Origin of the sequence: Actinophytocola sp., assembly GCF_036002505.1 — a bacterium.
GTDB lineage: Bacteria > Actinomycetota > Actinomycetes > Mycobacteriales > Pseudonocardiaceae > DASYTH01.
In genome coordinates this window covers 1-20283 of record NZ_DASYTH010000151.1, presented here as the reverse complement: position 1 = coordinate 20283, position 20283 = coordinate 1, and the positions used below count along the sequence as shown (strand labels likewise).

Annotated in this window: 21 protein-coding genes and 1 pseudogene; 11 read left to right on the top strand and 11 right to left on the bottom strand. The window is 69.6% G+C overall.

Features of this window, described 5'->3' with window-relative positions:
* Positions 1 to 265, bottom strand: a 265-nt coding sequence (locus VGR06_RS13425; RefSeq protein WP_414637245.1) for a dihydrofolate reductase family protein, incomplete at its 3' end; no start/stop codon positions are given.
* 461 nt (positions 266 to 726) lie between these two features.
* Between VGR06_RS13425 and VGR06_RS13420 the strand changes: the two genes are divergently transcribed.
* Positions 727 to 1392: an O-methyltransferase gene (locus tag VGR06_RS13420; RefSeq protein ID WP_327559378.1), complete on the top strand. Its 666-nt coding sequence runs from the start codon at positions 727 to 729 to the stop codon at positions 1390 to 1392.
* Positions 1393 to 1749: 357 nt separating this feature from the next.
* Here the strand turns inward: VGR06_RS13420 and VGR06_RS13415 are convergent, their stop codons facing one another.
* Entirely contained in the window at positions 1750 to 2271 is a 522-nt protein-coding gene (locus tag VGR06_RS13415; protein WP_327559377.1) for a DinB family protein, read from the bottom strand.
* Between the two features lie 278 nt (positions 2272 to 2549).
* Between VGR06_RS13415 and VGR06_RS13410 the strand changes: the two genes are divergently transcribed.
* Positions 2550 to 2825 (top strand): hypothetical protein, encoded by a 276-nt coding sequence (locus VGR06_RS13410; RefSeq protein WP_327559376.1) that lies wholly within the window; start codon positions 2550 to 2552, stop codon positions 2823 to 2825.
* On the opposite strand, the gene VGR06_RS13405 is transcribed toward VGR06_RS13410, so the two are convergent.
* Positions 2723 to 3763, bottom strand: a complete 1041-nt coding sequence (locus VGR06_RS13405) for a helix-turn-helix transcriptional regulator (protein WP_327559375.1) — start codon at positions 3761 to 3763, stop codon at positions 2723 to 2725. The genes VGR06_RS13410 and VGR06_RS13405 overlap by 103 nt on opposite strands.
* 100 nt (positions 3764 to 3863) lie before the next feature.
* Here VGR06_RS13405 and VGR06_RS13400 point away from each other — a divergent pair, with 100 nt between their 5' ends.
* From VGR06_RS13400 to VGR06_RS13380, 5 genes are all read left to right on the top strand, one after another.
* Complete coding sequence (locus VGR06_RS13400) at positions 3864 to 4571, top strand: histidine phosphatase family protein (RefSeq protein WP_327559374.1); 708 nt, start codon at positions 3864 to 3866, stop codon at positions 4569 to 4571.
* A gap of 230 nt (positions 4572 to 4801) precedes the next feature.
* Positions 4802 to 6487 (top strand): acetyl-CoA carboxylase carboxyltransferase subunit alpha, encoded by a 1686-nt coding sequence (locus VGR06_RS13395; RefSeq protein ID WP_327559373.1) that lies wholly within the window; start codon positions 4802 to 4804, stop codon positions 6485 to 6487.
* A gap of 65 nt (positions 6488 to 6552) precedes the next feature.
* Positions 6553 to 7020: an acetyl-CoA carboxylase biotin carboxyl carrier protein gene (locus VGR06_RS13390; RefSeq protein ID WP_327559372.1), complete on the top strand. Its 468-nt coding sequence runs from the start codon at positions 6553 to 6555 to the stop codon at positions 7018 to 7020.
* A 13-nt stretch (positions 7021 to 7033) separates the two neighbouring features.
* Positions 7034 to 8383 (top strand): acetyl-CoA carboxylase biotin carboxylase subunit, encoded by a 1350-nt coding sequence (accC, locus tag VGR06_RS13385; RefSeq protein WP_327559371.1) that lies wholly within the window; start codon positions 7034 to 7036, stop codon positions 8381 to 8383.
* 39 nt (positions 8384 to 8422) lie between these two features.
* The gene (locus VGR06_RS13380) at positions 8423 to 9208 is read left to right on the top strand and encodes an META domain-containing protein (protein WP_327559370.1); all 786 of its coding nucleotides are present in this window, start codon (positions 8423 to 8425) and stop codon (positions 9206 to 9208) included.
* A gap of 5 nt (positions 9209 to 9213) precedes the next feature.
* Here VGR06_RS13380 and VGR06_RS13375 read toward each other — a convergent pair whose 3' ends face one another.
* Positions 9214 to 9633, bottom strand: a complete 420-nt coding sequence (locus VGR06_RS13375) for a winged helix-turn-helix transcriptional regulator (RefSeq protein ID WP_414637244.1) — start codon at positions 9631 to 9633, stop codon at positions 9214 to 9216.
* Positions 9634 to 9744: 111 nt separating this feature from the next.
* Between VGR06_RS13375 and VGR06_RS13370 the strand changes: the two genes are divergently transcribed.
* Together VGR06_RS13370 and VGR06_RS13365 are read left to right on the top strand one after the other, a co-directional pair.
* Positions 9745 to 10602: an SDR family oxidoreductase gene (locus VGR06_RS13370; RefSeq protein WP_327559369.1), complete on the top strand. Its 858-nt coding sequence runs from the start codon at positions 9745 to 9747 to the stop codon at positions 10600 to 10602.
* Positions 10603 to 10615: 13 nt separating this feature from the next.
* Positions 10616 to 11281, top strand: a complete 666-nt coding sequence (locus VGR06_RS13365; protein WP_327559368.1) for a TetR/AcrR family transcriptional regulator — start codon at positions 10616 to 10618, stop codon at positions 11279 to 11281.
* A 131-nt stretch (positions 11282 to 11412) separates the two neighbouring features.
* On the opposite strand, the gene VGR06_RS13360 is transcribed toward VGR06_RS13365, so the two are convergent.
* Both VGR06_RS13360 and VGR06_RS13355 read right to left on the bottom strand, forming a co-directional pair.
* On the bottom strand, positions 11413 to 12624 hold the full coding sequence (locus tag VGR06_RS13360; RefSeq protein ID WP_327559367.1) for a lipase family protein: 1212 nt from the start codon (positions 12622 to 12624) through the stop codon (positions 11413 to 11415).
* Positions 12625 to 12725: 101 nt separating this feature from the next.
* Complete coding sequence (locus VGR06_RS13355) at positions 12726 to 13661, bottom strand: GNAT family N-acetyltransferase (protein ID WP_327559366.1); 936 nt, start codon at positions 13659 to 13661, stop codon at positions 12726 to 12728.
* Positions 13662 to 13819: 158 nt separating this feature from the next.
* Between VGR06_RS13355 and VGR06_RS13350 the strand changes: the two genes are divergently transcribed.
* Positions 13820 to 14575, top strand: coding sequence for an SIS domain-containing protein (locus VGR06_RS13350; RefSeq protein ID WP_327559365.1), 756 nt, complete (start codon positions 13820 to 13822; stop codon positions 14573 to 14575).
* Here the strand turns inward: VGR06_RS13350 and VGR06_RS13345 are convergent.
* The 4 genes from VGR06_RS13345 to VGR06_RS13330 all read right to left on the bottom strand — a co-directional run bounded on the left by VGR06_RS13345 (position 14569) and on the right by VGR06_RS13330 (position 18149).
* A complete protein-coding gene (locus tag VGR06_RS13345; RefSeq protein WP_327559364.1) occupies positions 14569 to 15123 on the bottom strand; it encodes an ATP-dependent Clp protease proteolytic subunit in 555 nt (184 codons plus the stop codon). The two genes, VGR06_RS13350 and VGR06_RS13345, sit on opposite strands and share 7 nt — an antisense overlap.
* A gap of 54 nt (positions 15124 to 15177) precedes the next feature.
* Positions 15178 to 15651, bottom strand: a complete 474-nt coding sequence (locus tag VGR06_RS13340) for a cupin domain-containing protein (RefSeq protein ID WP_327559363.1) — start codon at positions 15649 to 15651, stop codon at positions 15178 to 15180.
* A gap of 21 nt (positions 15652 to 15672) precedes the next feature.
* Complete coding sequence (locus tag VGR06_RS43870) at positions 15673 to 15822, bottom strand: hypothetical protein (RefSeq protein ID WP_414637243.1); 150 nt, start codon at positions 15820 to 15822, stop codon at positions 15673 to 15675.
* A gap of 422 nt (positions 15823 to 16244) precedes the next feature.
* Positions 16245 to 18149, bottom strand: coding sequence for an ABC transporter ATP-binding protein (locus VGR06_RS13330; protein WP_327559362.1), 1905 nt, complete (start codon positions 18147 to 18149; stop codon positions 16245 to 16247).
* A gap of 36 nt (positions 18150 to 18185) precedes the next feature.
* Between VGR06_RS13330 and VGR06_RS13325 the strand changes: the two genes are divergently transcribed.
* On the top strand, positions 18186 to 19247 hold the full coding sequence (locus tag VGR06_RS13325; protein WP_327559361.1) for a dihydrofolate reductase family protein: 1062 nt from the start codon (positions 18186 to 18188) through the stop codon (positions 19245 to 19247).
* Between the two features lie 753 nt (positions 19248 to 20000).
* On the opposite strand, the pseudogene VGR06_RS13320 reads toward VGR06_RS13325, so the two are convergent.
* Positions 20001 to 20283: pseudogene (locus VGR06_RS13320) on the bottom strand (HNH endonuclease signature motif containing protein); the annotation flags it as partial.

Here is a 20283-nt window from a genome sequence, read left to right as displayed (position 1 = left end):
ACACCACCTTCGGCAGGTCCCGCCAGAGGCGCGCGAACTCGATCTCCCCCGGCGTGGCGTCGGGCTGCTGGTCGCCGGTCGGCCAGTAGGAGCTCATCGTCTCCCACAGCTTGCGCCCGTACAACGACAGGCCGCTGGCCCGCACCTGGTCGCTCCACCACCCGAACAGCTCGTCGCTCGGTGGCCCGCTCCAGCCGATGTCGTCGCCGGCCGCGGCAATGTAGCCGTCCAGGGTCAGGTTCATGCCGTAGATCAGTTTCCGCATCGCGCCAGCCTCCCGTGAGTCGGTCTCACGCATACCGACCGGACCCGCGCGAGAAACTCATCGGTGCCCGAGCTGCGCCCACCCGAGCCCGGGACAACCGGAACGTGAACAGATAACAGCACATGGACCGGCCGGCCAGCCACACCCAGACCTCACCGAAGTCGACCTCGGCTTCCGCGCCCGGGCAGTGAGTCTGCGGGATGAACACCTGCACCGGCTCCCGGAACCAACTTCACGATCAAGCCGATGAGGCCAGACCACATCCGTAGACGGGGCCAGAACTCAGGCTCTGGCCCACTTTGCGCGATCGATTTGTCCCCGGTGGGCGGGAATCGGTTCTGGTGGTTTGCGGCCCCGTGTTCGACGTAGGTGCCGGCGAGTTGGGCGGCTGAGCCGTTTCTCAGCTCGGCTGCAGCAGGCTGACCAAAGCTCACGGAGCGGTTGGACCGGAGGAGGATCCGATGACGAGCCACGATGTTGGCGACCCTGCGGTGGCAGGTGTTCTCGACACGCTGCATCACGCCGCCCGGAGAGACTGGCGGCAGGCTCTGCTGGTGCTGCCGCGCGTCCTGTACGGCCGGATCACCGGCCGAAGCCTGATGCGGTCGGTCACCCCGTCCCAGCTCAAACGCATGTACCTGCCCATCTCCCGGCGGGACGGGCAACTGCTGTACGCACTGACCCGTGGGGCCGATGCGCGACAGGTCGTCGAGTTCGGCACGTCGTTCGGCATTTCCACCCTGTACCTGGCGGCGGCGGTCCGCGGTAACGGCGGCGGCCGGGTGGTCACCACGGAGATCGAACCGTCCAAATGTGCTGCGGCGGAGGCGAGCATCCGGCAGGCCGGCCTCGACGACGTGGCCGAGGTCTGGCGGGGTGACGCGCTGCACACGTTGAACGATCTCGAGGGACCGGTCGACCTCGTCTTCCTCGACGGGTGGAAGAACCTCTACCTTCCGGTCCTCGAGTTGCTGACCCCGAAGCTGCGACGCGGCGCGCTGGTGGTGGCCGACAACGCCAACTTCGCCGACGCCCGTCCGTACCTCGCTCACGTGCGCGGCAGCGCTGAGTTCGTCTCCGCTCTGCTGCCGGGAGGGCGCATGGAATGGTCGTGGTACCTGCCGTAACCCGTTGCCCTCGCGGCCGGCGAGCCCACCAGTGGGATTGGTCCTGGTCTGGTCGTATCCATCGGAGAAGGATGCGTGCCGCTGCTGACCGTGGAGGAGCAGCGTGGCGAGCAGGGTGGAGTTGTTCGCGGCGTGGTCAGGTCGATGAACTCCTTCTCGACGAGATCGAGGCAGGTTCGCATGCCGTCATATATCGCATACGCGTCTTTCCTTCATGGGTTGGTACCCCTGGTTTGAAGGGTGAGTTCTGGATCTGGCCACTTTTGGTGATCGCGAGCTGGGCGCCGCGATGACGGCGGCCGGCGTGCGGGTCGAAGAGGAGTTGCTGCTGGAGGAGCTGCTCGCCGACCTGGCGGATCACCGGGACTGACCGGTGGCGTCGTGGAGGTGGTGGAGGGGGTCGTGGATGAAGTAGCGGGCGAAGGTGGCGATGGTGAAGTGGGCGCCGTCGCTGCGGGTGCCGGTGCGGGTCCAGTCGGGGACGGTGGTGAAGCGGTCGGCGAGGGTGTGGGCGGCGGCCAGCAGTTCCGCGGCGACGGTTGACGGGTCCTGGTCGGCGTAGCGGGATTCGATGGCGGTCTTGTCCTGGTCCCAGTTGGGGTAGTGCGGATCCTCTTGCGTGAGCATCAATACGAGGCGTTCATCGAAGATGCGGAAGACGTCGCGGACGTGGCAGGCGTATTCGAGGGGAGACCATGTGTCGGGGTGGGGGCGTGGGCGGGGGTCGGTGGGGCCCGTGAGCAGGGTGTGCCAGGCGGCCGCGTTGTCGCGGAGGAGGGTGGGGACTTCTTCGGGACTGATGGATCTGGTGTCGAGACCGCATTCGGGACAGGGTTTGTGGAGGACCCAGGTCCAGTCCTTGGTGTCGGGGGTGATCACGGGGTGAGGATCACCCGTGGAGTGGGCGGGGCACCAGCGAGGATTCCTTCAGTGAGCGTGTAGCGGCGCTACAGGGTTGGGGACCTTTGGCCGTTGACCGAGACTCAACCGCATGAGATGGTTAACTTGTTCGAATATCACCTAGGTCAACTCGCGAGGTAACCCCATGAGCCTCCCTCCCGGTTGCCAACGCCCGCGCTCCTGACCGGGACAACCCTCCGTCAGCGGCGCGGGCCAGCAGGCACCTACGAGCCGGCACGCCGATTGGAGAGCCCGCCATGACAACGACGCCCCACGTCGCCACCGCCCTCGTGCTCGTCGTGATCACCTACATCTACTGGCGATCCGTGCTCCGGCTCCTGCTCGCCGTGCTGCTCGCGGCGTTGCTCCTCGGCGGCATCGAGTTGGTACAGCTCGTCAACCGGATCGCGCCGAACGAGCTCGGCCTGACTCAGAGCGGGACGCACTCGATGATCGCCGCCGGCAGCCTGGGCGTCGGCACCCGCCCGTCGATCACCTTGACCCGGAACAGCACCGCGAAGCCCCGGGCCTGACCGAGCCGGGCGCGAACCGCCTCGATGTTGTCCGCGGCCAGCCGCGAGTTGGTGAACAGGTGCACGGCGCCGAGCACCCCGTAGGTGTAGGTGCCGCTGCAGATCGTGACATCGGCGTCCGGGTTGGTCGGGTTCGCCGCCCGCACGAACAACCCGACGTCCTCCACCACCTGCGCCATGTCCAGCACCTTGGGCGAAACCGTTGTGCCGTCGGCCAAAGTGAACACCGCCGGCCCGCCCGGCGTCTCCGGACGCTGGGCGAACGGCAGGTCGAGCAGGTGCAGGAAGGTGCGGGTGAGCGGGTTGCGCAACGGCCCGCCGAGCAGCACCAGGTTGCGGGAGGTGCCGATGCCCGGCTCCCGGGCCGAGCGGTGGCTGAGGTTGCGGTAGCCCATGCGGGTGAGCGCCACGTACATCTCGAAGAACGCGTCGAGATCGCCGTAACGGGCCAGCCGCAGGTAGTTGAGCCCGTGCTCGTCGGTGCCCGGCGCGCGCTCCTCCGCCGGCAGCTCGGGGGCGACCACGACCAGCTTCTCGTCCCGGTCGTGGTGCCAGAGCTCGTTGCCCTCCGCCGTGCCCGCACCGGACCGCTCCCGCCGGCCCTCCTGCTCGGCCGCCTCGCGCAGCTCCAGCAGCTCGGTGCGCAGCCGCTGGAACCGCAGCCGCGCCGGCTTGTCCAGCTGGGACTCCTCGGGCACCTGCGCGATCGGGCTGAAGCTCTGCGGCATGCTGAAGATCAGTGCGTACTGGACCAGCCGCGCCTCCGACGGCCACTTGTCGATCTCGCCGTTCTCCCACATGGAGATGGCCGCGTTGCTCAGCGGCTTGCCCCGGCCGAGCGCCGCCGCCAGCTGGTCCTGGGTGATCTTCACGGGAAAGGTCGACTCACGCAGCGCGCGCAGCCGGCCGGCGAGCAGCCGGCGAGCGGTCCTGGCCATCACACCTCGATTCCCCGAAGGCACCGGGGTGAGGATAACCCTTTACGACGGTTAAGCCAGTTAAGAACCGTCGCGAGTCGCCGCAGGCTAACCTGCGCACGTGAGCACGGAAGACAACGACCCCGAGGAGTACCGGCAGCTGCGGTTCGAGGCGCCACCCGGTTCGACCGAGCTGCTGCTGATCCGGCACGGCGAGTCCGCGGTGGCCCGCCCCGGCCAGCCGTTCCCGCTGGCCGACGGGCACGCGGACCCCAACCTCGCGCCCGAGGGCCGCGAGCAGGCCCTCCGGGTGGCCGACCGGCTGAGCGTGGCCAAGATCGACCACATCTACGTCACGACGCTCCGCCGCACCGTGCAGACCGCAGCGCCAACGGCCGAGCGGCTCGGCCTGACCCCGACCGTCGAGCCCGGGCTCCGCGAGGTGTACCTCGGCGAGTGGGAGGGTGGCCTGTTCCGGCAGAAGATCGCGGAGAACGGCGACATCGCCCAGCGCCTGTTCACCGAGCAGCGCTGGGACGTCATCCCCGGCGCCGAGCCGTCGGACCGGTTCGCCGCCCGGGTCCGCGAGGCCGTCGAGCGGCTCACCGCCGCGCACCGGGACCAGACCATCGCGGTGTTCACCCACGGCGGCGTGATCGGGCAGGTGCTGGCCCAGGCCAGCAAGTCCCGCGCGTTCGCCTTCATCGGCGCGGACAACGGGTCGATCTCGCACCTCGTGATCACCCCGCAGGTTTGGATCATCCGGCGGTTCAACGACACCGCCCACCTCGACCCGGCGTTCACCCTGGTCCCCTCGCCGCTCACGTAGACCCGGCGAGTCCCCACTTCCAGCACGCGAGTCCCCGCTTCGGGCACTCGAGTTCCCAGTTCCGGACCGGGAACTCAGGTGTCTGAACCGGGGACTCGCGGACCTGGAACGGGGACTCGCGAAGCCCTCTGCACTGAACCGCTGACAGTTGCCTTGAGCTGACCTTGAGTGCTTCTGGAGTGTCCATAGCGAACCTCGCTGCACGCCACCATCGTGAAGTGAGGATCGCCATGACCGCAGTCATCGCCCAACGGACGGAGCTCACCGAGTGGGTCTCCTGCCGGCGATGCCGCTCACTGGTTTACGGGAAGCGGATGCACCGCAGTCTCGGCGTCTGCCCGGACTGCGGCCACCACAGCCGAGTCGACGCGCATCAACGGTTGGACCAGTTACTCGACCCGGGCAGCGTCGAGATTCTCGACCTCCCGGTGTACTCCGGGGACCCCCTGAAGTTCGTGGACAGCAAGCCGTACCCGCAACGCCGGGCCGAGGCGCGCCGGCACACCGGGCTGGACTACGCCGTGGTGTGCGCCAGCGGCACCATCGAGGGCAACCCGCTGATCGTCACGGTCATGGACTTCCGGTTCATGGGCGGCAGCCTCGGCGGCTGCGTGGGTGAGCTGATCACCCGGGCCGGCGAGATCGCCCTGGAGCGCGGCATCCCGCTGCTGATCGTCACCGCCTCCGGTGGCGCACGCATGCAGGAGGGCGCGGTTTCCCTGATGCAGATGGCGAAAACCAGCCAGATGCTCGGCCAGCTCGACGAGGCCGGCATCCTCACCATCTCGCTGGTCACCGACCCGACGTTCGGCGGGGTGGCCGCCTCGTTCGCCACGCTCTGCGACGTGATCATCGCCGAACCCGGTGCGCGCCTTGGTTTCGCCGGCCCGCGGGTGATCTCCCAGACCATCCGGCAGACCCTGCCGGAAGGCTTCCAGACCGCGGAGTTCCTGCTCTCCCATGGATTGATCGACGCCATCCGGCCGCGCAACGAGCTGCGCGCCACGCTCGCCCGGCTGCTGTCCAACGGCACCAAGGCGGAGCACCGGCTGGTCGCCGGCGACCGGCACGCGATCACCCGCACCGCGCCGCACGAGCATGACGACGACACCGACCCGTGGCAGGCCGTGCAGCGCGCCCGGCACCTCAACCGGCCGACCACGATCGACTACATCGGACTGTTGCTCGAGGACTTCGAGGAGCTGCGCGGCGACCGCCTCGGCGAGGACTGCGCGGCCATCGTCGGCGGCATCGGCCGGCTGAACGGCCTGCCGGTCATCGTGATCGGCAACCAGAAGGGGCACACCGCGGCCGAGCTCGCGGCGCGCCGGTTCGGCATGGCCAACCCGGCTGGGTACCGCAAGGCCGCGCGGCTGATGCGGTTGGCCGCCAAGCTGAGCATCCCGGTGATCACGCTGATCGACACGCCCGGCGCCTACCCGGGAATCGAGGCCGAGCAGAACGGCCAGTCCGTCGCGATCGCGGAGAATTTGCGGCTCATGGCCAGCCTGCCGGTGCCGGCGATCTCGGTGATCACCGGCGAGGGCGGCAGCGGCGGGGCTCTGGCGCTCGCGGTCAGCAACCGGGTACTGATCTGCGCCAACGGGGTCTACTCGGTGATCAGCCCGGAGGGCTGCGCGGCGATCCTCTGGGACGACCCGGCCGCCGCGCCGAAGGCGGCCGCGGCACTCCGGATGACCTCCGGTGAGCTGCTGCGGCTCGGCGTCGTGGACGGGATCGTCCCTGAGCCGCCGGGCGGCGTGCAGTCCGATCACGTTGCGGCGGCCCAGAACCTGCGGGCCGCGTTGATCGAGTCGTTGCGAGAGCTACTCCCCCTCGATCCGGCCCGGCTGATTGCCGACCGCCGGGCCAGGTTCCGAGCGTTTGGTACGGAAAACCCGGAGAGGCAGATCTGATGTCGTCGTCATACCGTTTACCGCGCGCCGTTCACACTGGGTTCGACGAGCACGGAGAGCACGAGGTGATCGAGCTGCACCACGGTGGGCTCGACGACGTGCTGACCTCGGTCCAGCGCACCGCGGCGGATCTCCTTGCCCGGTCACCCCATGCGCCGGCCTCGCTCACCGTCCGGGCCGGGGTGGTCGCCGTCGAGATGACCTGGGCGGCCACGCCTGCGCCGGCCGCGGTCGCCGCCGCGGCCGCGTCGCAGACCGTTCCGGCAGCGGCCCCGGCCGCGGCCATCGGCACAGTGCTCGCCGCGTCCACGGTAGGAGTGTTCTACCGTTCCCCGTCCCCCGGTGCCGCGCCGTTCGTCAAGGAGGGCGACCAGGTGGTGCCCGGCCAGCAGGTGGCGATCATCGAGGCGATGAAGCTCATGCTGCCGGTCGAGGCGGACAAGCCCGGTCGCGTGGTCGAGGTGCTGGTCAAGGACGGCGCGTCCGTCGAGTTCGGACAGCCGTTGTTCCGCCTTGCCCCGATCGATTCCTAAAAGGGAGCGAACCTTGTTCGGCAAGATACTGATCGCCAACCGGGGCGAGATCGCGGTGCGGGTGCTGCGCGCCTGCCGTGAGCTCGGCATCCGCACGGTCGCGGTGCATTCCACCGAGGACAAGGATTCCGCCGTGGTGCACCTGGCCGACCAGGCCGTGCAGATCGGCCCGGCGCCGTCCCGGCAGAGCTACCTCAACGCCGCCGCGATCGTCGAGGCCGCCCGGGCCACCGGCGCCGAGGCCGTCCACCCGGGATACGGCTTCCTGTCGGAGAACCCGGACTTCGCGGAGGTGTGCGAGGCGAACGGGTTGACCTTCATCGGTCCGCCGCCCGACGTGATCGCCACACTCGGCGACAAGACCGCGGCGCGGGCGGCCATGACCGCTGCCGGGCTGCCACTGCTGCCCGGCAGCGTCGAACCGCTCAACGACGCGGAGGGTGCGGCCCGGCTGGCCGACGAGATCGGCTATCCGGTGATCATCAAGGCGGCCGCGGGCGGCGGCGGGCGCGGTATGTCCATTGTGGAGGATCCGGTCGAGTTCTCCCGTTCCTACCAGCAGACCCGGGCCACCGCGCAGACCCTGTTCGGTGACGGCCGGGTGTACGTGGAGCGGTACCTGCCCTCCGCGCGGCACGTGGAGATCCAGGTGCTCTGCGACGGGTACGGCAACGCGGTGCACCTCGGCGAGCGGGACTGCTCGGTCCAGCGGCGGCACCAGAAGCTGGTCGAGGAGACCCCCGCGCCGGGCCTGCCCGCCGAGCTCACCGCACGCATGGGCGAGGCCGCCGTGCGCGGCGCGCTGGCCACCGGCTACCTCGGCGCCGGCACCTTTGAGTTCATTGTGGACACTGAGAACAACTTCTACTTCATGGAGGTGAACTGCCGGATCCAGGTCGAGCACCCGGTGACCGAGGCGGTGACCGGCGTCGACCTGATCACCGAGCAGATCCGGATCGCCGCCGGGGAACGGTTGCGCCTCAAGCAGGAGGACATCCGGCGGGGCGGGGTGGCCATCGAGTGCCGGGTCAACGTCGAGGATCCGGACCGGAACTTCGTGCCGACGCCCGGCCGGCTGGAGAAGTTCGTGCCGCCCGGCGGGCCGTTCGTCCGGGTGGACACCCACGGCTTCGCCGGCTACAAGGTGCCGGCCGCGTACGACTCGTTGCTGGCCAAGGTGATCGTCTGGGCGCCGGACCGCGAGGGCGCGATCCGGCGGATGCGGCGCGCGCTGGCCGAGTTCACCATCGAGGGCCCCGGCGTGCACACCACCCGGGAGTTCCTGGACCGGGTGCTGCGGGACCCGCTATTCGTCGAGGCCAAACACGACACCGGCCTGGTGGCCAGGATCCTGGGTGACTAGGCACGCAACCCGACCGGGGGCGGGTACCGTCCTTCCACCATGAAGGCCGGATGGCTCGCCCCCGCTCTGCTGCTCGCGCTCGCCGGCTGCGGCGCCACGGCCTCGCCGCCGGCGGGGAACGACGACTCGGGGTTGCGCGGGCGGACGTTCCTGTCCACCAGCGTGACCGAGGACGGCAAGCCGCGCCCGCTCGCCGGCAAGACGAAGGTGACGTTCCGGTTCATGAACGACGGCCGGCTGCTCGCCGACGCCGGCTGCAACACCATGTCCGGGCAGGCGAACCTGCGCGGCGGCCGGCTCGAGGTGGCCGGCCTCGGCATGACCGAGATGGGCTGCGACCCGCCGCGGCACCAGCAGGACACCTGGCTGGCGAAGTTCCTGGAGAGCACACCGTCCTGGCGGCTGGACGGGAGCAACCTCGTCGTCAGCTCCGGCAACACCGAGCTGGCGCTGCTGGACAAGACCGTCGCCGAGCCCGCCCTGCCGCTGCTGGGCACCCGCTGGTCGGTCGACACGATCACCGACGGCGCAACCGCTTCCTCCACCCCGGCCGGCGCCCCGGCCACCCTCACGTTCGACAAGGACGCCGTGCAGGTCGACGCCGGCTGCAACCGCGGCTCCGGCGGCTACACGGTGTCCGGCAACAAGATCCGCTTCACCGGCGTCGCCACCACCAAAATGGCCTGCGAACCCGAACGCGCGTCCCTGGAGAACGCGGTCCTGACGGTGCTCAACGGCGAGGTCACCTTCGACATCGACAGCGACCGGCTGACCCTCAAACAGCCGTCCGGCAAGGCCCTGGGCCTGCGCGGCGAACGCGGTTAGTCCGGTCAGCGAGCGGATTTGGCCTGGTCGTAGCGTTCCTGGGCGGCGAGGATCGCGGGCATCCGGCCCTCGAGCTGCTCGATGAGCAGCCAGAGCCGGCCGGCGATCTCCTCGCCCAGCGGGGTGAGGCTGTAGTCGACCCGCGGCGGAATGGTCGCCTGCGCGTCGCGGTGGACGAAGCCGTCCCGCTCGAGCGCTTGGAGCGTCTGGGAGAGCATCTTCTCGCTGACCCCGCTGACCCGGCGGCGCAGCGCGTTGAACCGGGCCGGGCCGTCGCGCAGGGCGATCAGGGCGAGCAGACCCCAGCGGCTGGTGACGTGCTCCATGGCGAACCGGGAGGGGCAGTCCTGCGCGAACACGTCGAACAGGAGCTGGCCGTGCTCATCCTGGGACACGGGCCGGGCGGGTGGCGCTTGCCTGCTCATGGGACCACACTACCTCCGAGTTAGCACTCTCCCTGGCGCTGTACTAACCCCTATGATAGTACTAACTCATAGAAAGCACTTTCTACGAGTTAGTACAAGGAGTGACGACTGATGATCTTGGTGACGGGAGCGGGCGGCAACGTCGGCCGGCTGGTGGTCGAGGGCCTGCTGGACGCGATGCCGGCCGGGGAGATCGTGGCGGCCACCCGGCGGCCGGAGGAGCTGGCCGACCTGGCCGAGCGCGGTGTCCAGGTGCGGCACGCCGACTTCGACGCACCGGAGACGCTCAAGTCCGCGTTCGCCGGCGCCGACCGGCTGCTGCTGATCTCCAGCGACGCGGTCGGCCGGCGGGTGGCGCAGCACCGGGCCGCGATCGACGCCGCCGCGGGTGCCGGCGTCCGGCTCATCGCCTACACCAGCGTGCTGCATGCCGACGTCACGCCGCTGATCGTCGGGCCCGAGCACAAGGCCACCGAGGAGGCCGTGCTCGCCTCCGGCCTGCCCTACACCCTGCTGCGCAACAGCTGGTACACCGAGAACTACGAGGTGGCCATCCGCGGCGCCGTGGACTCCGGGCTGATCATCGGCAGCGCCGGCGAGGGCCGCGTGGCCAGCGCCACCCGCGCCGACTACGCCGCCGCCGCGGTCGCCGTGCTGACCACCGCCGGCCACCAGAACAAGATCTACGAGTTGAGCGGCGACACCGCCTGGAGCTACGCCGACCTGGCGGCCGAGATCACCCGCGCCGCCGGCCGCGAGGTCACCTACCGCAACCTCACGCCCGAGGACCACCGCGCCGCGCTCCTCGACGCCGGCCTGCCCGAGGCCGCCGCGGACGTCTACGTCAGCTTCGACCGCGACACCGAACGCGGCGCCCTCGCCGACACCCCCGGCGATCTCCGCACCCTGATCGGCCGCCCGACCACCCCGCTCGCCGACTCGGTCAGGGCCCTCCTCGCCGTACGATGAACGGTGTGAACTTATGGGCGGGTTCGTGACCGGCACGGGGGCGGTCGCGCGGCGGGCCTATGCGGGGCGGTCGGCGGCGGACCGGCGGGCGGAGCGGCGGGAACGGCTGATGAGCGCGGGGCTCGAGCTGTTCGGCGGGGTGGGGTACGCGGCGGCGTCCATCGAGCGGTTGTGCTCGCAGGCCGGGGTGTCGACGCGCAATTTCTACGAGGAGTTCGCCAGCCGCGAGGATCTGTTGATGCGCCTGCACGATCGCATCCTCGAGCGGAGCGCGGAGGCGGTGCTGGCGGCGTGGGCGGACACCGAGGACGCTCCGGTGGCCGAGCGGCTGGCGCGGGCGGTACGGGCCTTCGTCACCACCACGGCGAGCGATCCGCGCTGGGCCCGACTGTCCTTTGTGGAAATCATCGGGGTCAGCGATGCCGTTGAGGCGCACCGGATCGCGTGGCGGGAGCGGTGGACGGCCATGCTGGTCGCGGAGACGGAGCGGGCGGTCGCGCGCGGCGAGGCGGCGGCGCGGGACTTCCGGCTCGGCGCGGTCGGGCTGATCGGTGCGGTGAACGAGCTCGTGCACCACCATTCGATCGGGGGCGGGCGGGACGGCTCGCTGGACGACGTCATCGCCGAGATCGTCCGCATCGCCGCCGGAATCCTCGCCGTGCCGCCTCTCCGGAATTAACTCCTGTCGTCACGTTCCAGCCGACACTGCGGGTTTCGGGTTGATTGTGGCTGAGCGCCGTCACGGTCCCCTGAGGTTCCGTTGGTCGGGATGAGGCTATGCCAACCCCGCGATGATCCATCTGGCATTCGCTAGCAGTTGCTCGGCGCGGGCCGGCCGGCGAACCGGTCGTCCAAATAGGACACCGCGGCCGGTGCCCCGGTGCCGGCCAGCACGGTGTGCTCGCTGAGGAAATCCGTGTAGAACTGCACCCGGGCGCCGCCGCGGCACCACGTCCGGCGCAGGTTCTGCACGCCCGCGTACGGGATGAGCTCGTCGAAGAACGAGTGGTACAGGTACACCGGCGCGCCCGGCACCCGCTGGCCGAGATCGTTGCGGTTCAACACGTCCGCGGCCACCGGCTCGTTCAGCGGGTCGGCCGAGGTGGTGAACTCGGCGAGCCGGCGGAACGCGTTGGCCGTGGTCACCTCGGCCACGCACATGTCCTTGATCCGCTCGAGCATCGCGGCACCGGCGTCGTTCACCAGGGTGAGCAGCTGCGGGTACTCCCGGATGATCCCGGCGACCGCGGCGACCGCGAGCCCGGCGAACGGGCCGCCGTCCATCTGCCGCTCCGCCCCCCGCAGATCTGCCGGCGTACCACCGGATGCGACGCCCTTCACCGCCAACTCCGCGGCATAGCCCGGTTGCAGCTCGGCGGCCCAGGACGTGGCCTGCCCGCCGCCGGAGTAGCCCATCAGCCCCACCGGCGTGGTCACGCCGGAAAGCCCGGTGCCGGGCAGCTTCTCCACCGCCCGGATGCCGTCGAGCACCGCGTGCCCGGCCATCGTCCCGGCGGCGAAGGCGTTGCGCGGTCCCTCGAAGTCGGTCACCACCACGGCCCAGCCGCGCGCCAGCGCGAGCGACATCAGCGGCAGCTCCTTCTCCGTGCCGGCGCGCAGCGTGTACGACGGGTTGCACTGGTCGCCGAGACTGTCGATGGCAGTCTGGTACGACAGCAGCGGCCGCTTGCCCAGCGGGTACGGGGTGAGCGGCACCATCAGCGTGGACGCCACGGCGACCGCCCGGCCGTCGGCGCCGGTGGACCGGGCCAGGCTCTGCCAGGCGCTGACCGGGAACGGCACGCCCAGCCCGGTGACGGCGACCTGCCGGGAGCGCAGCAGCGTGCCGGGCGCCGTGGCCTCGAATCCCTGCGGCGGCTGGTAAAACGCATCCTCCGCGGGCGGAGCCGGCGCGGCAGCCGCCCCCGGAACGCCGGTCACCACCCCCGCGCTGAGCACGGCGGTCAGCAGACTCGCCACCAGCATGCGTGATCGAGAAATCCGGGGCATCTTCGCCTCCACGGTCGCCGACTGTACCTACCGGACAGTAGCTTCACCCGTGGTATCCGACAAGGTACCTGACCACTTTGACCAGGCTGTATCGGTACGGCCGCCGCTGACCGTCATTCGCGCTGGTAGTGCCAGGCGTCCGTGGTCCGGACCGGGCGCATGCCGACGCTCTCGTAGACATGCAGGGCTGGCGTGACGTTGCTGGTATCGACCGCCAGGATCGTCCCGGTCCGGCCCGCGCGGATGTCGGCGGCGAAGGCGGTGCGCAGCAGAAACTTCGCGATGCCGCGACCGCGGGCCTCGGCGAGCACGCCGAGATCACCGACGTAGCCGCAGTTCTCGTTGCTCAGGTAGTGGTCGCTGGTCATCAGCACGCCGACCGGGCGGGAGTCCAGCTCCGCCACGGTGAGCATCGACCAGTCGAATGTGGACTCACGGTCCAGCCTCCGGTGCCAGTCCTCGAACGGTTCGAAGAGCCAGCCGAAATGCTCCTTGAACGACTCCATGAGCAGGGCGTGACCGGTGCGGCGCAACGCCTCGTCGCCCGGCCCGGTGCGCAGGGTGACCCCGGGCGGGGCAACGGGATCCACGAGCGGCGCGGCCAGGTCGTGGTCGATCCGCATGCGGTAGAACGTGCGTACGGGCTTGAACCCGTGCGCTTGCGCCGAAGCGCGCCGCATCGTGTCCTCGCGGTACAGGCCAAGGAAGATCGGCGCAACCGGCTGGCCCACCTCGATGCCTCGGGCCAGCACCGTGCCGTGCAGCCAGCGGCACACGCGCTCGTCCGAGGTGATCGCGTCCAGGTCGACCTGCTCACCGCCGCCCCTGACCCGCACGCAGCCGTAGCCCACGACCTCGCCCTCGGCGTCGTGCACCAGCCAGCTGTCGGTCTCCAGCACGAAATCCGGCTCGCCCAGTTCGTCGCGCACGTCGGCCAGGGTGCAGTCGGCGGACCCGACGATCCCGGTGTTGCACCGGCTGGTCAGCGCGTGGATGGCCGTGGCGTCGTCAGGCGTGCACCGGCGCCAGGAGTACCCCTCAGGAAGCATTACCGCAGGGTGCCGGGCGCAACCGGCAGACGTCCACGGAATTACCCCCAGTGGACTCCGCCGGGCACTGCCCCATCAGGTGGTCTATACCACGTCACGATGGGCCATTAGCGGGAACGCCCGCTGACGGAACCGGTGCCGGCGTGGACACTGGCCGGGTGAACCTCTCCGCTCAGACCTACGCAACCGAGATCCGGCGGCTCCTCGACCAGGTCACCGCCTCATCCCAGGCCGCGGTTGAGGCCGCGGCCGAGCTGTTCGCCGGCTGCGTGCGGGCCGACGGCGTGATCCACGCGTTCGGCACCGGACACTCCCAGGCGGTCGCGCTGGAGATCGCCGGGCGGGCCGGCGGTCTCATCCCGACCAACCGGATCAGCCTGGCCGACCTTGTGATCGCCGGCGGCCAGGACCCGTCCGTGCTCGACGATCCGATGCTGGAGCGGCAGGCCCACGTGGCCGGCCCGCTGTTCGAGCTGGCCGCGCCGCGGCCCGGGGACCTGTTCGTGATCGCCTCCAACTCCGGGGTGAACGGCTCGGTGGTGGAGATGGCGCACCTGGCCACCTCCGCCGGGCACAAGCTGGTCGGCATCACCTCGCTCGACCACAGCCGGCAGGCCACCCCGCAGCACGAGTCCGGCAAGCGGCTGCTCGACCTCGCCGACGTCACGCTGGACACCGGCGCCCCCTATGGCGACGCGATCCTGTCGCTGCCGGACGGGTCGACGGCGTGCGCGGTGTCCTCGGTGACCGCCGCCGTGCTGGTACAGATGGTGGTGGCCGAAGCGGTCCGCCGGCTGCTTTCCGGCGGGACCACGCCGCCGGTCTACGTCTCGTCCAACGTTCCCGGCGGGCACGACCGGAACCTGGGCCTGGAGAAGCACTACGCCGGGCGGATCCGCCGGATGGCCTACTGACGTTCGCCGACGACGTGGTCGACGAAGCCGTAGCTCCTGGCTTCGCCCGCGGTGAACCAGCGGTCCCGGTCGGCGTCGGCAGTGATCGTCTCGACGCTCTGCCCGGTCTGCTCCGCGGTGATCTCCGCGATCCGCCGCTTCATCCGGGCGAGCGCCTCAGCGCGGATGGCGATGTCGGACTCCGTGCCGCCGACGCCGCCGGACGGCTGGTGCATCAAGATCTGCGTGTGCGGCAACGCATAGCGCTTGCCCGGGGTGCCGGAGGAGAGCAGGAACTGGCCCATGGAGGCGACGAAGCCCATGCCGAACGTGGCCACGTCCGGCTCGATGAGCCGCATCGTGTCGTAGATCGCCAGGCCGGCGGTCACCGAGCCGCCCGGTGAGTTGATGTAGAACGTGATGTCCGCGGCCGGATCCTCGGCGGCGAGCAGGAGAAACTGTGCGGTGAGGCGGTTTGCCGAGTCGTCGGTGACCTCCTCGCCCAGGAACACGACGCGGTCCCGGAGCAACCGCTCGAAGGTCAGGTCGTCCAGCGTGGTGCGGTTCATGCTCCCGACGCTACGAGCGGCTGCCCGGGTCGCGCCGCCGTGTTCGCGGTGGGCTTAGACCATGTACTGGTCGTGCTCGGCGTAGAGCTCGGTCCATTCCTCGTCGGTCAGCGTCCGCCCGGAGTCGGCGATCTCTGCCAGCGCCCGGAAGTAGAGCTCCCGCGGTGGCGCGGGCGCGAACAGGATGATCATGGAGGAGTCGCCGTCAGAATCGTTGCGGAAACCGTGGATGCCGCCTTCGGGAATGTAGAGGAAGTCTCCCGGGTTGGCTTCGATCCACTTGTCGCCGTTGTACAGACCCACTTTGCCGCTGACGACGTAGAAGGACTCGGAGAACGTCTTGTGGAAGTGCGCACCGGAGCCGCCGGTGCCCGCGACCATGTCCCACCGGTACAGTCCAAACTGGCCGTTGGTGACCGACCCGGTCGCCACGAACCGCGCGGTCGTCGTCCTGATCTTCAGCGTCTCGACGTCCACCTCCGGCCGCCAGATCGCGCTGATCTCCCCGGTGCTGCCCAGATACGACACGCGTTCCTCCCTCTCGCAGTCCTAGTGCACGAACCGATCGGTGGCCGCGATCATAGCCTCGGCCATGCCGGCGTCGCCGGTGTCGCGCCCGGCTTCGTCCACGAGCACCGGCCGGTCGTCGAGCCAGTGGCCGTGCCGCCAGTAATGCGTGACCAGCCGCGCGAACGCCATGCGAAAACGACGGCGACTCGTAGCGCGTGCTCGGCGGCGCGGTGGACACGATGGCGTCCTCCCACGTGCACCAGTCCTGTGCGGCCTTGTTCCGTACGGCGGGATCGGGGTGGGACAGCAGGCGATGGTAGGCGTCGGACAGGTCGCCACGGCGAACAGGACCATTTCGGACACTCGCCGTCGATATCGGTGCGCGTACACGAGTCCGAGCACCGAACCCCAGGATCCGCCGAACACGACGACGCGGTGGGCGTCCGGGTCGAACATGCGCCGGGCTCCGGGTGTGCAAGCCGGACCGGGACCACCGTGCAGCACCAGTGCGGGTTTCCCGTCGGGGTTGCCGCATTCCTCCCAGTAGACAAGGTTTTCGTCGCCCACGTCGAGCATGCCGTACCGGTACGGCTCGATCTCCGGATATAGCGTCACTTGTACGCCTCCGCCTGGATGGAGTACAGCTCGGCGTAGAGGCGACCGGACGCCATCAGCTCCTCGTGGGTGCCGTCCTCGGTGATGCGCCCGTGCTCGAGCACGAGGATCCGGTCGGCGCGCCGGACGTTGGCCAGCCGGTGGGTGACCAGCACGGTGGTGCGCTCGCCGTCCCGGTCGCGGCTGGCCTCCTGGAGCGCCGCGAAGACCTTGGCCTCGGCCCGGGCGTCCAGCGCGGCGGTCGGCTCGTCGGCCACCAGCACCGGCGCCTCCCGGTAGGCGCCGCGGGCGACGGACAACCGCTGCCACTGGCCGCCGGAGAGGTCCTTGCCCTCCTCGTAGTACCGGGAGAGGATCGTGTTCTCCTTGCGCGGCAGCTCATCGATCACCTCGTCGGCGCCCGAGGTGCCGGCCTCGACGGTCCACAATGTACCGTCCCGCGCGTCGCGGTCCAGCCGGCCGATCCGGATGTTGTCGGCCGCGGTCACCGGCCAGCGCAGCGGTTCCTGCGTGACGACGGAGACCTGCGAGTGCACGGTGTGCGGGTGCGCGGTGGCGATGTCGACGCCGTCCCAGAGCACCTGACCCTCGGAGGGCCGATAGAGGCCGGTGATCAGCTTGCCCAGCGTCGACTTGCCGGAGCCGTTCTCGCCGACCAGCGCGATCACCTCGCCGCGCCGCAGCTTCAGCGAGATTTCCTGGATGGCCGGTTCGCTCTGGTCGGGATAGGTGTAGCTGACGTCCCGCAGCTCGATGGTCGCCGGGTTCACCGGCGCCTCGGTCACCCGGTCGGGACCGCGCCGGGTTCGCGCCTCGACCAGCAGCTTCTCGTACAGGTCGATGTGGAAGCTGTCCTCGTACAGCCGGTTGACCTGGTAGATGGTGTTGCGCAAGGACGTGGACCCGGTTCGCATCGCCACGACCGCCGCACCGGCCAGCGCCAGCGGCATCGCCTCGACGTAGAGCAGCCAGCCGAGCACGATGTAGGCGAACGTGGTGCCGACGCCGGCCACCGCCCGGCCGATGAGCTGGACGAACGTCTGCCGGCGCTCCACCCGGATCTCTTCCGCGGCAAGGATCTTCGCGACCCTGCGGTACTCGGCCAGCAGGATCGGTTGCGCGGTGAACGCCCGGACCTCCACGGCCGCCTTGCGCTCGGTGATCAGCTCGCTGATCACCCAGGACTGCCGGTTGCGGGTGACCATGTGCAGGAACGACTCGTAGTTCAGCTTGGCCGCGCGCATGGCCGACCATCCGTCCGCGGCGGCGGCCACCAGCAGCGCCGGCAGCAGCCAGCCGCTGAACACGGCGACCGTCGCCAACGCGGCAATCAGCCGCACGAACGTGCTCAGCAGGTCCGCGACGCCCTGGGTGGAGTTGCGGATCGAGTGCGTGCCGTTGTCGCCGCCCTGGCGCACCAGCTCCTGGAAGTCGGCGTCGTCGAACGCCGCCGCGTCGACGTCGAGCACGGCCCGGTACATCTCGTCCTTGGCCGCAAGCTCCACGCGTGGCCGCAACACGCCCTGCACCAGCCCCACCGCCGACTCCAGCACGGCCGACGCCGAATAGGCGGCCGCGACCAGCACGATCGCCGGCAACGAGGCGAGCACCCGCTGCGGCGTCGGCCCCTGCCGGAGCAACTCGGTCAACACGTTCGCCGTGGCCAGCAGGCCGAACGCGGTCAGCAAACCCAACCCGAGATTCAGCAAACCGGCAACCACCGTCCACCGCCGCGACGCCCGCCACGACAGCCGCACCACCGTGGCCACCGCGGCCGGCGCCGACCGGACCGTCTGCCACCAGCTCGCCGCGGCGACCGCCTTGTCCGACTCCGCCCACTTGGGCGACGCGATCCCGTCGACTCCGATGAGTGGCCTGTCCCCGCCAGCGCTACCGTCCATATACGCATGGTGGCTGAGGTCCCGAGGGAGAAACATGTGAATAACCGGCCATATGTCGTCCTCAGCTGCGCGACCTCGCTCGACGGCTACCTCGACGACGCCTCCCCCACTCGCCTGGTGCTGTCGAACCCCGCCGACCTCGCCCGCGTCCGCGCCGTCCGCGCCGGAGTCGACGCCATCCTCGTCGGCGCCAACACCATCCGCCGCGACAACCCCCGCCTCGTAGTCCCCGGCGCGGTCGCCGGCCCGATGAAGGTCACCCTCACCACCACCGGTGACCTCGACCCGTCCGCCCAGTTCTTCACCCTCGGCGACGTCCCCAAACTCGTCTATGCCCCACCCGCCTCGATCGCCAAAGTCATGGATAGGTTGTGCGGCGCCGCCACCGTCGTATCGGCCACCGATCTCCCCGAAGTCCTCGCCGACCTCCATGCGCGCGGAGTCCGCCGCCTCATGGTCGAAGGCGGCGGCACAGTCCTCACGCAGTTCCTCACCTCCGGCCTTGCCGACGAACTCCACCTCGTCATCGCCCCCCTGCTCGTCGGCGACCCCACCGCCCCCCACTTTCTCCACCCCGGCCACTACTCCCACCCGCTCACCCTCGCCACCACCCAACAAATCGACGAGGTAGTTCTGCTCCGCTATCTCTCTGGCCAATCCGCCCTAGACTGGCAATGGCTCCGCGCCACCATTGAACTGTCTCGCCAATGTCCTCCGTCGACGTCGGCCTTCAGTGTCGGCGCCATCATCGTCGACGGTTCCGGGGTCGAGATTGCTCGCGGATATTCTCGGGAAACGGATTCGGTTTCCCATGCCGAGGAGGTTGCGCTTTCCAAGGTTGATCCGGCGGATCCGCGGCTCGGTTCCGCGACGTTGTACAGTTCGCTGGAGCCGTGTAGTCGGCGTGCGTCGCGGGCGGTGGGGTGTTCTCAGCTCATTGTTCAGGCTGGGATTCCGCGGGTGGTGTTTGCTATGCGGGAGCCGGGGACGTTTGTTGTGGGGGAAGGGGTTGAGGTCTTGGGGGCGGGTGGGGTTGAGTTGGTCGAGATTGAGGAGTTGGCAGGAGGGGTTGCTGCGGTTAACGGTCATCTCCTGTAACTGGCTTGGGTGCCGTACCCCTGTTCATCGGAACGCCCAGGGTGGTTGCCTTGGTAGAGCTGGGCCCGGCGTTCCGCCGCAAAGGTTGTGGACAGGGCCTCGGGGTGCGGATCTGGGGGTTTGGCCCACAACCTTTGCACCGAGCCGACGTCTCCCGCTGTGGGTGGGCCGGTCACCGGGATGGCTGGGTCGGCAGAGGAGGGGTGGCGGTTGGCGGGTGGGTTGCGGTGATGGTCGCCTTCTTAAAGATTCAAAATTTTTAGGAGAGGAAAGACAAAGAAGGCGCTGCGGCGCCGCCGTAGCGCTCGTCGGTGCCGGTTGCGTTTGGCGTCTTGCTGTGGCGGGGGGTGGTGGCGTTGGCGCAACTACCCCCTATCTGCCGACTGGCGGTCGGCGTGGGGACTGGCACCGGCGAGCGGCACGGCGGGGCCGCAGGCGGCGCCGTGCCGCCTCTCTTGTCTTTCCCTATTTTAGATTTCTAATATTTTGGGGAAGGTGACCACGACCGCGACAAGAGCATCCGGTGCGCGGGTGGTGCCCGACCGGCCATCGCGGTGACCGGCCCGCTGAGAGCGGGAGACGTCGGCTCGGTGCACAGGTTGTGGGCAGGGCCCAACGCTGTAGATCCGCACCCCGAGGCCCTGTCCACAGCCTGTGCGGCGGAACGCCGGGCCCAGCCCTGCCAAGGTGACCATCCTGGGCGTTGCGACGGAGTCCGGGAGGGCTGCCAGGCAGAGAAGGTGCCCAGCCCGGTCAGTCCACCGGCTCGAGGATCGGGACCGGTAGCCGGGTGAAGTGTTGTCCGACGGGGCTGACCCAGTCGAAGGTGCCTTCTTCGGTTTGGGTGATCTGCCAGCCGGCGAGGTGGCGTAGCCGGTGGTGGCGGGGGCAGAGCGGGTCGAGGTTCGTGGCGCAGGTGCAGCCGCCTTCGGCCCAGGGCACGGTGTGATCCACCTGGCACTGATGCGCCGGCTTCAAACAGCCCGGGGCGATGCAGGTGTGATCGCGCACCTTCACATACTCAGCCAACCCCTCC

Bases quoted from the DNA above. Each gene is read 5' to 3' on its own strand.
- VGR06_RS13355 (WP_327559366.1), bottom strand. From the start codon at position 13,661: ATGCTTCCTGAGGGGTACTCCTGGCGCCGGTGCACGCCTGACGACGCC.
- VGR06_RS13420 (WP_327559378.1), top strand. From the start codon at position 727: ATGACGAGCCACGATGTTGGCGACCCTGCGGTGGCAGGTGTTCTCGAC.
- VGR06_RS13410 (WP_327559376.1), top strand. From the start codon at position 2,550: ATGACAACGACGCCCCACGTCGCCACCGCCCTCGTGCTCGTCGTGATC.
- VGR06_RS13375 (WP_414637244.1), bottom strand. From the start codon at position 9,633: ATGAGCAGGCAAGCGCCACCCGCCCGGCCCGTGTCCCAGGATGAGCAC.
- VGR06_RS13365 (WP_327559368.1), top strand. From the start codon at position 10,616: ATGGGCGGGTTCGTGACCGGCACGGGGGCGGTCGCGCGGCGGGCCTAT.
- VGR06_RS13395 (WP_327559373.1), top strand. From the start codon at position 4,802: ATGACCGCAGTCATCGCCCAACGGACGGAGCTCACCGAGTGGGTCTCC.
- VGR06_RS13330 (WP_327559362.1), bottom strand. From the start codon at position 18,149: ATGGACGGTAGCGCTGGCGGGGACAGGCCACTCATCGGAGTCGACGGG.
- VGR06_RS43870 (WP_414637243.1), bottom strand. From the start codon at position 15,822: ATGGCGTTCGCGCGGCTGGTCACGCATTACTGGCGGCACGGCCACTGG.
- VGR06_RS13370 (WP_327559369.1), top strand. From the start codon at position 9,745: ATGATCTTGGTGACGGGAGCGGGCGGCAACGTCGGCCGGCTGGTGGTC.
- VGR06_RS13380 (WP_327559370.1), top strand. From the start codon at position 8,423: ATGAAGGCCGGATGGCTCGCCCCCGCTCTGCTGCTCGCGCTCGCCGGC.
- VGR06_RS13345 (WP_327559364.1), bottom strand. From the start codon at position 15,123: ATGAACCGCACCACGCTGGACGACCTGACCTTCGAGCGGTTGCTCCGG.
- VGR06_RS13405 (WP_327559375.1), bottom strand. From the start codon at position 3,763: ATGGCCAGGACCGCTCGCCGGCTGCTCGCCGGCCGGCTGCGCGCGCTG.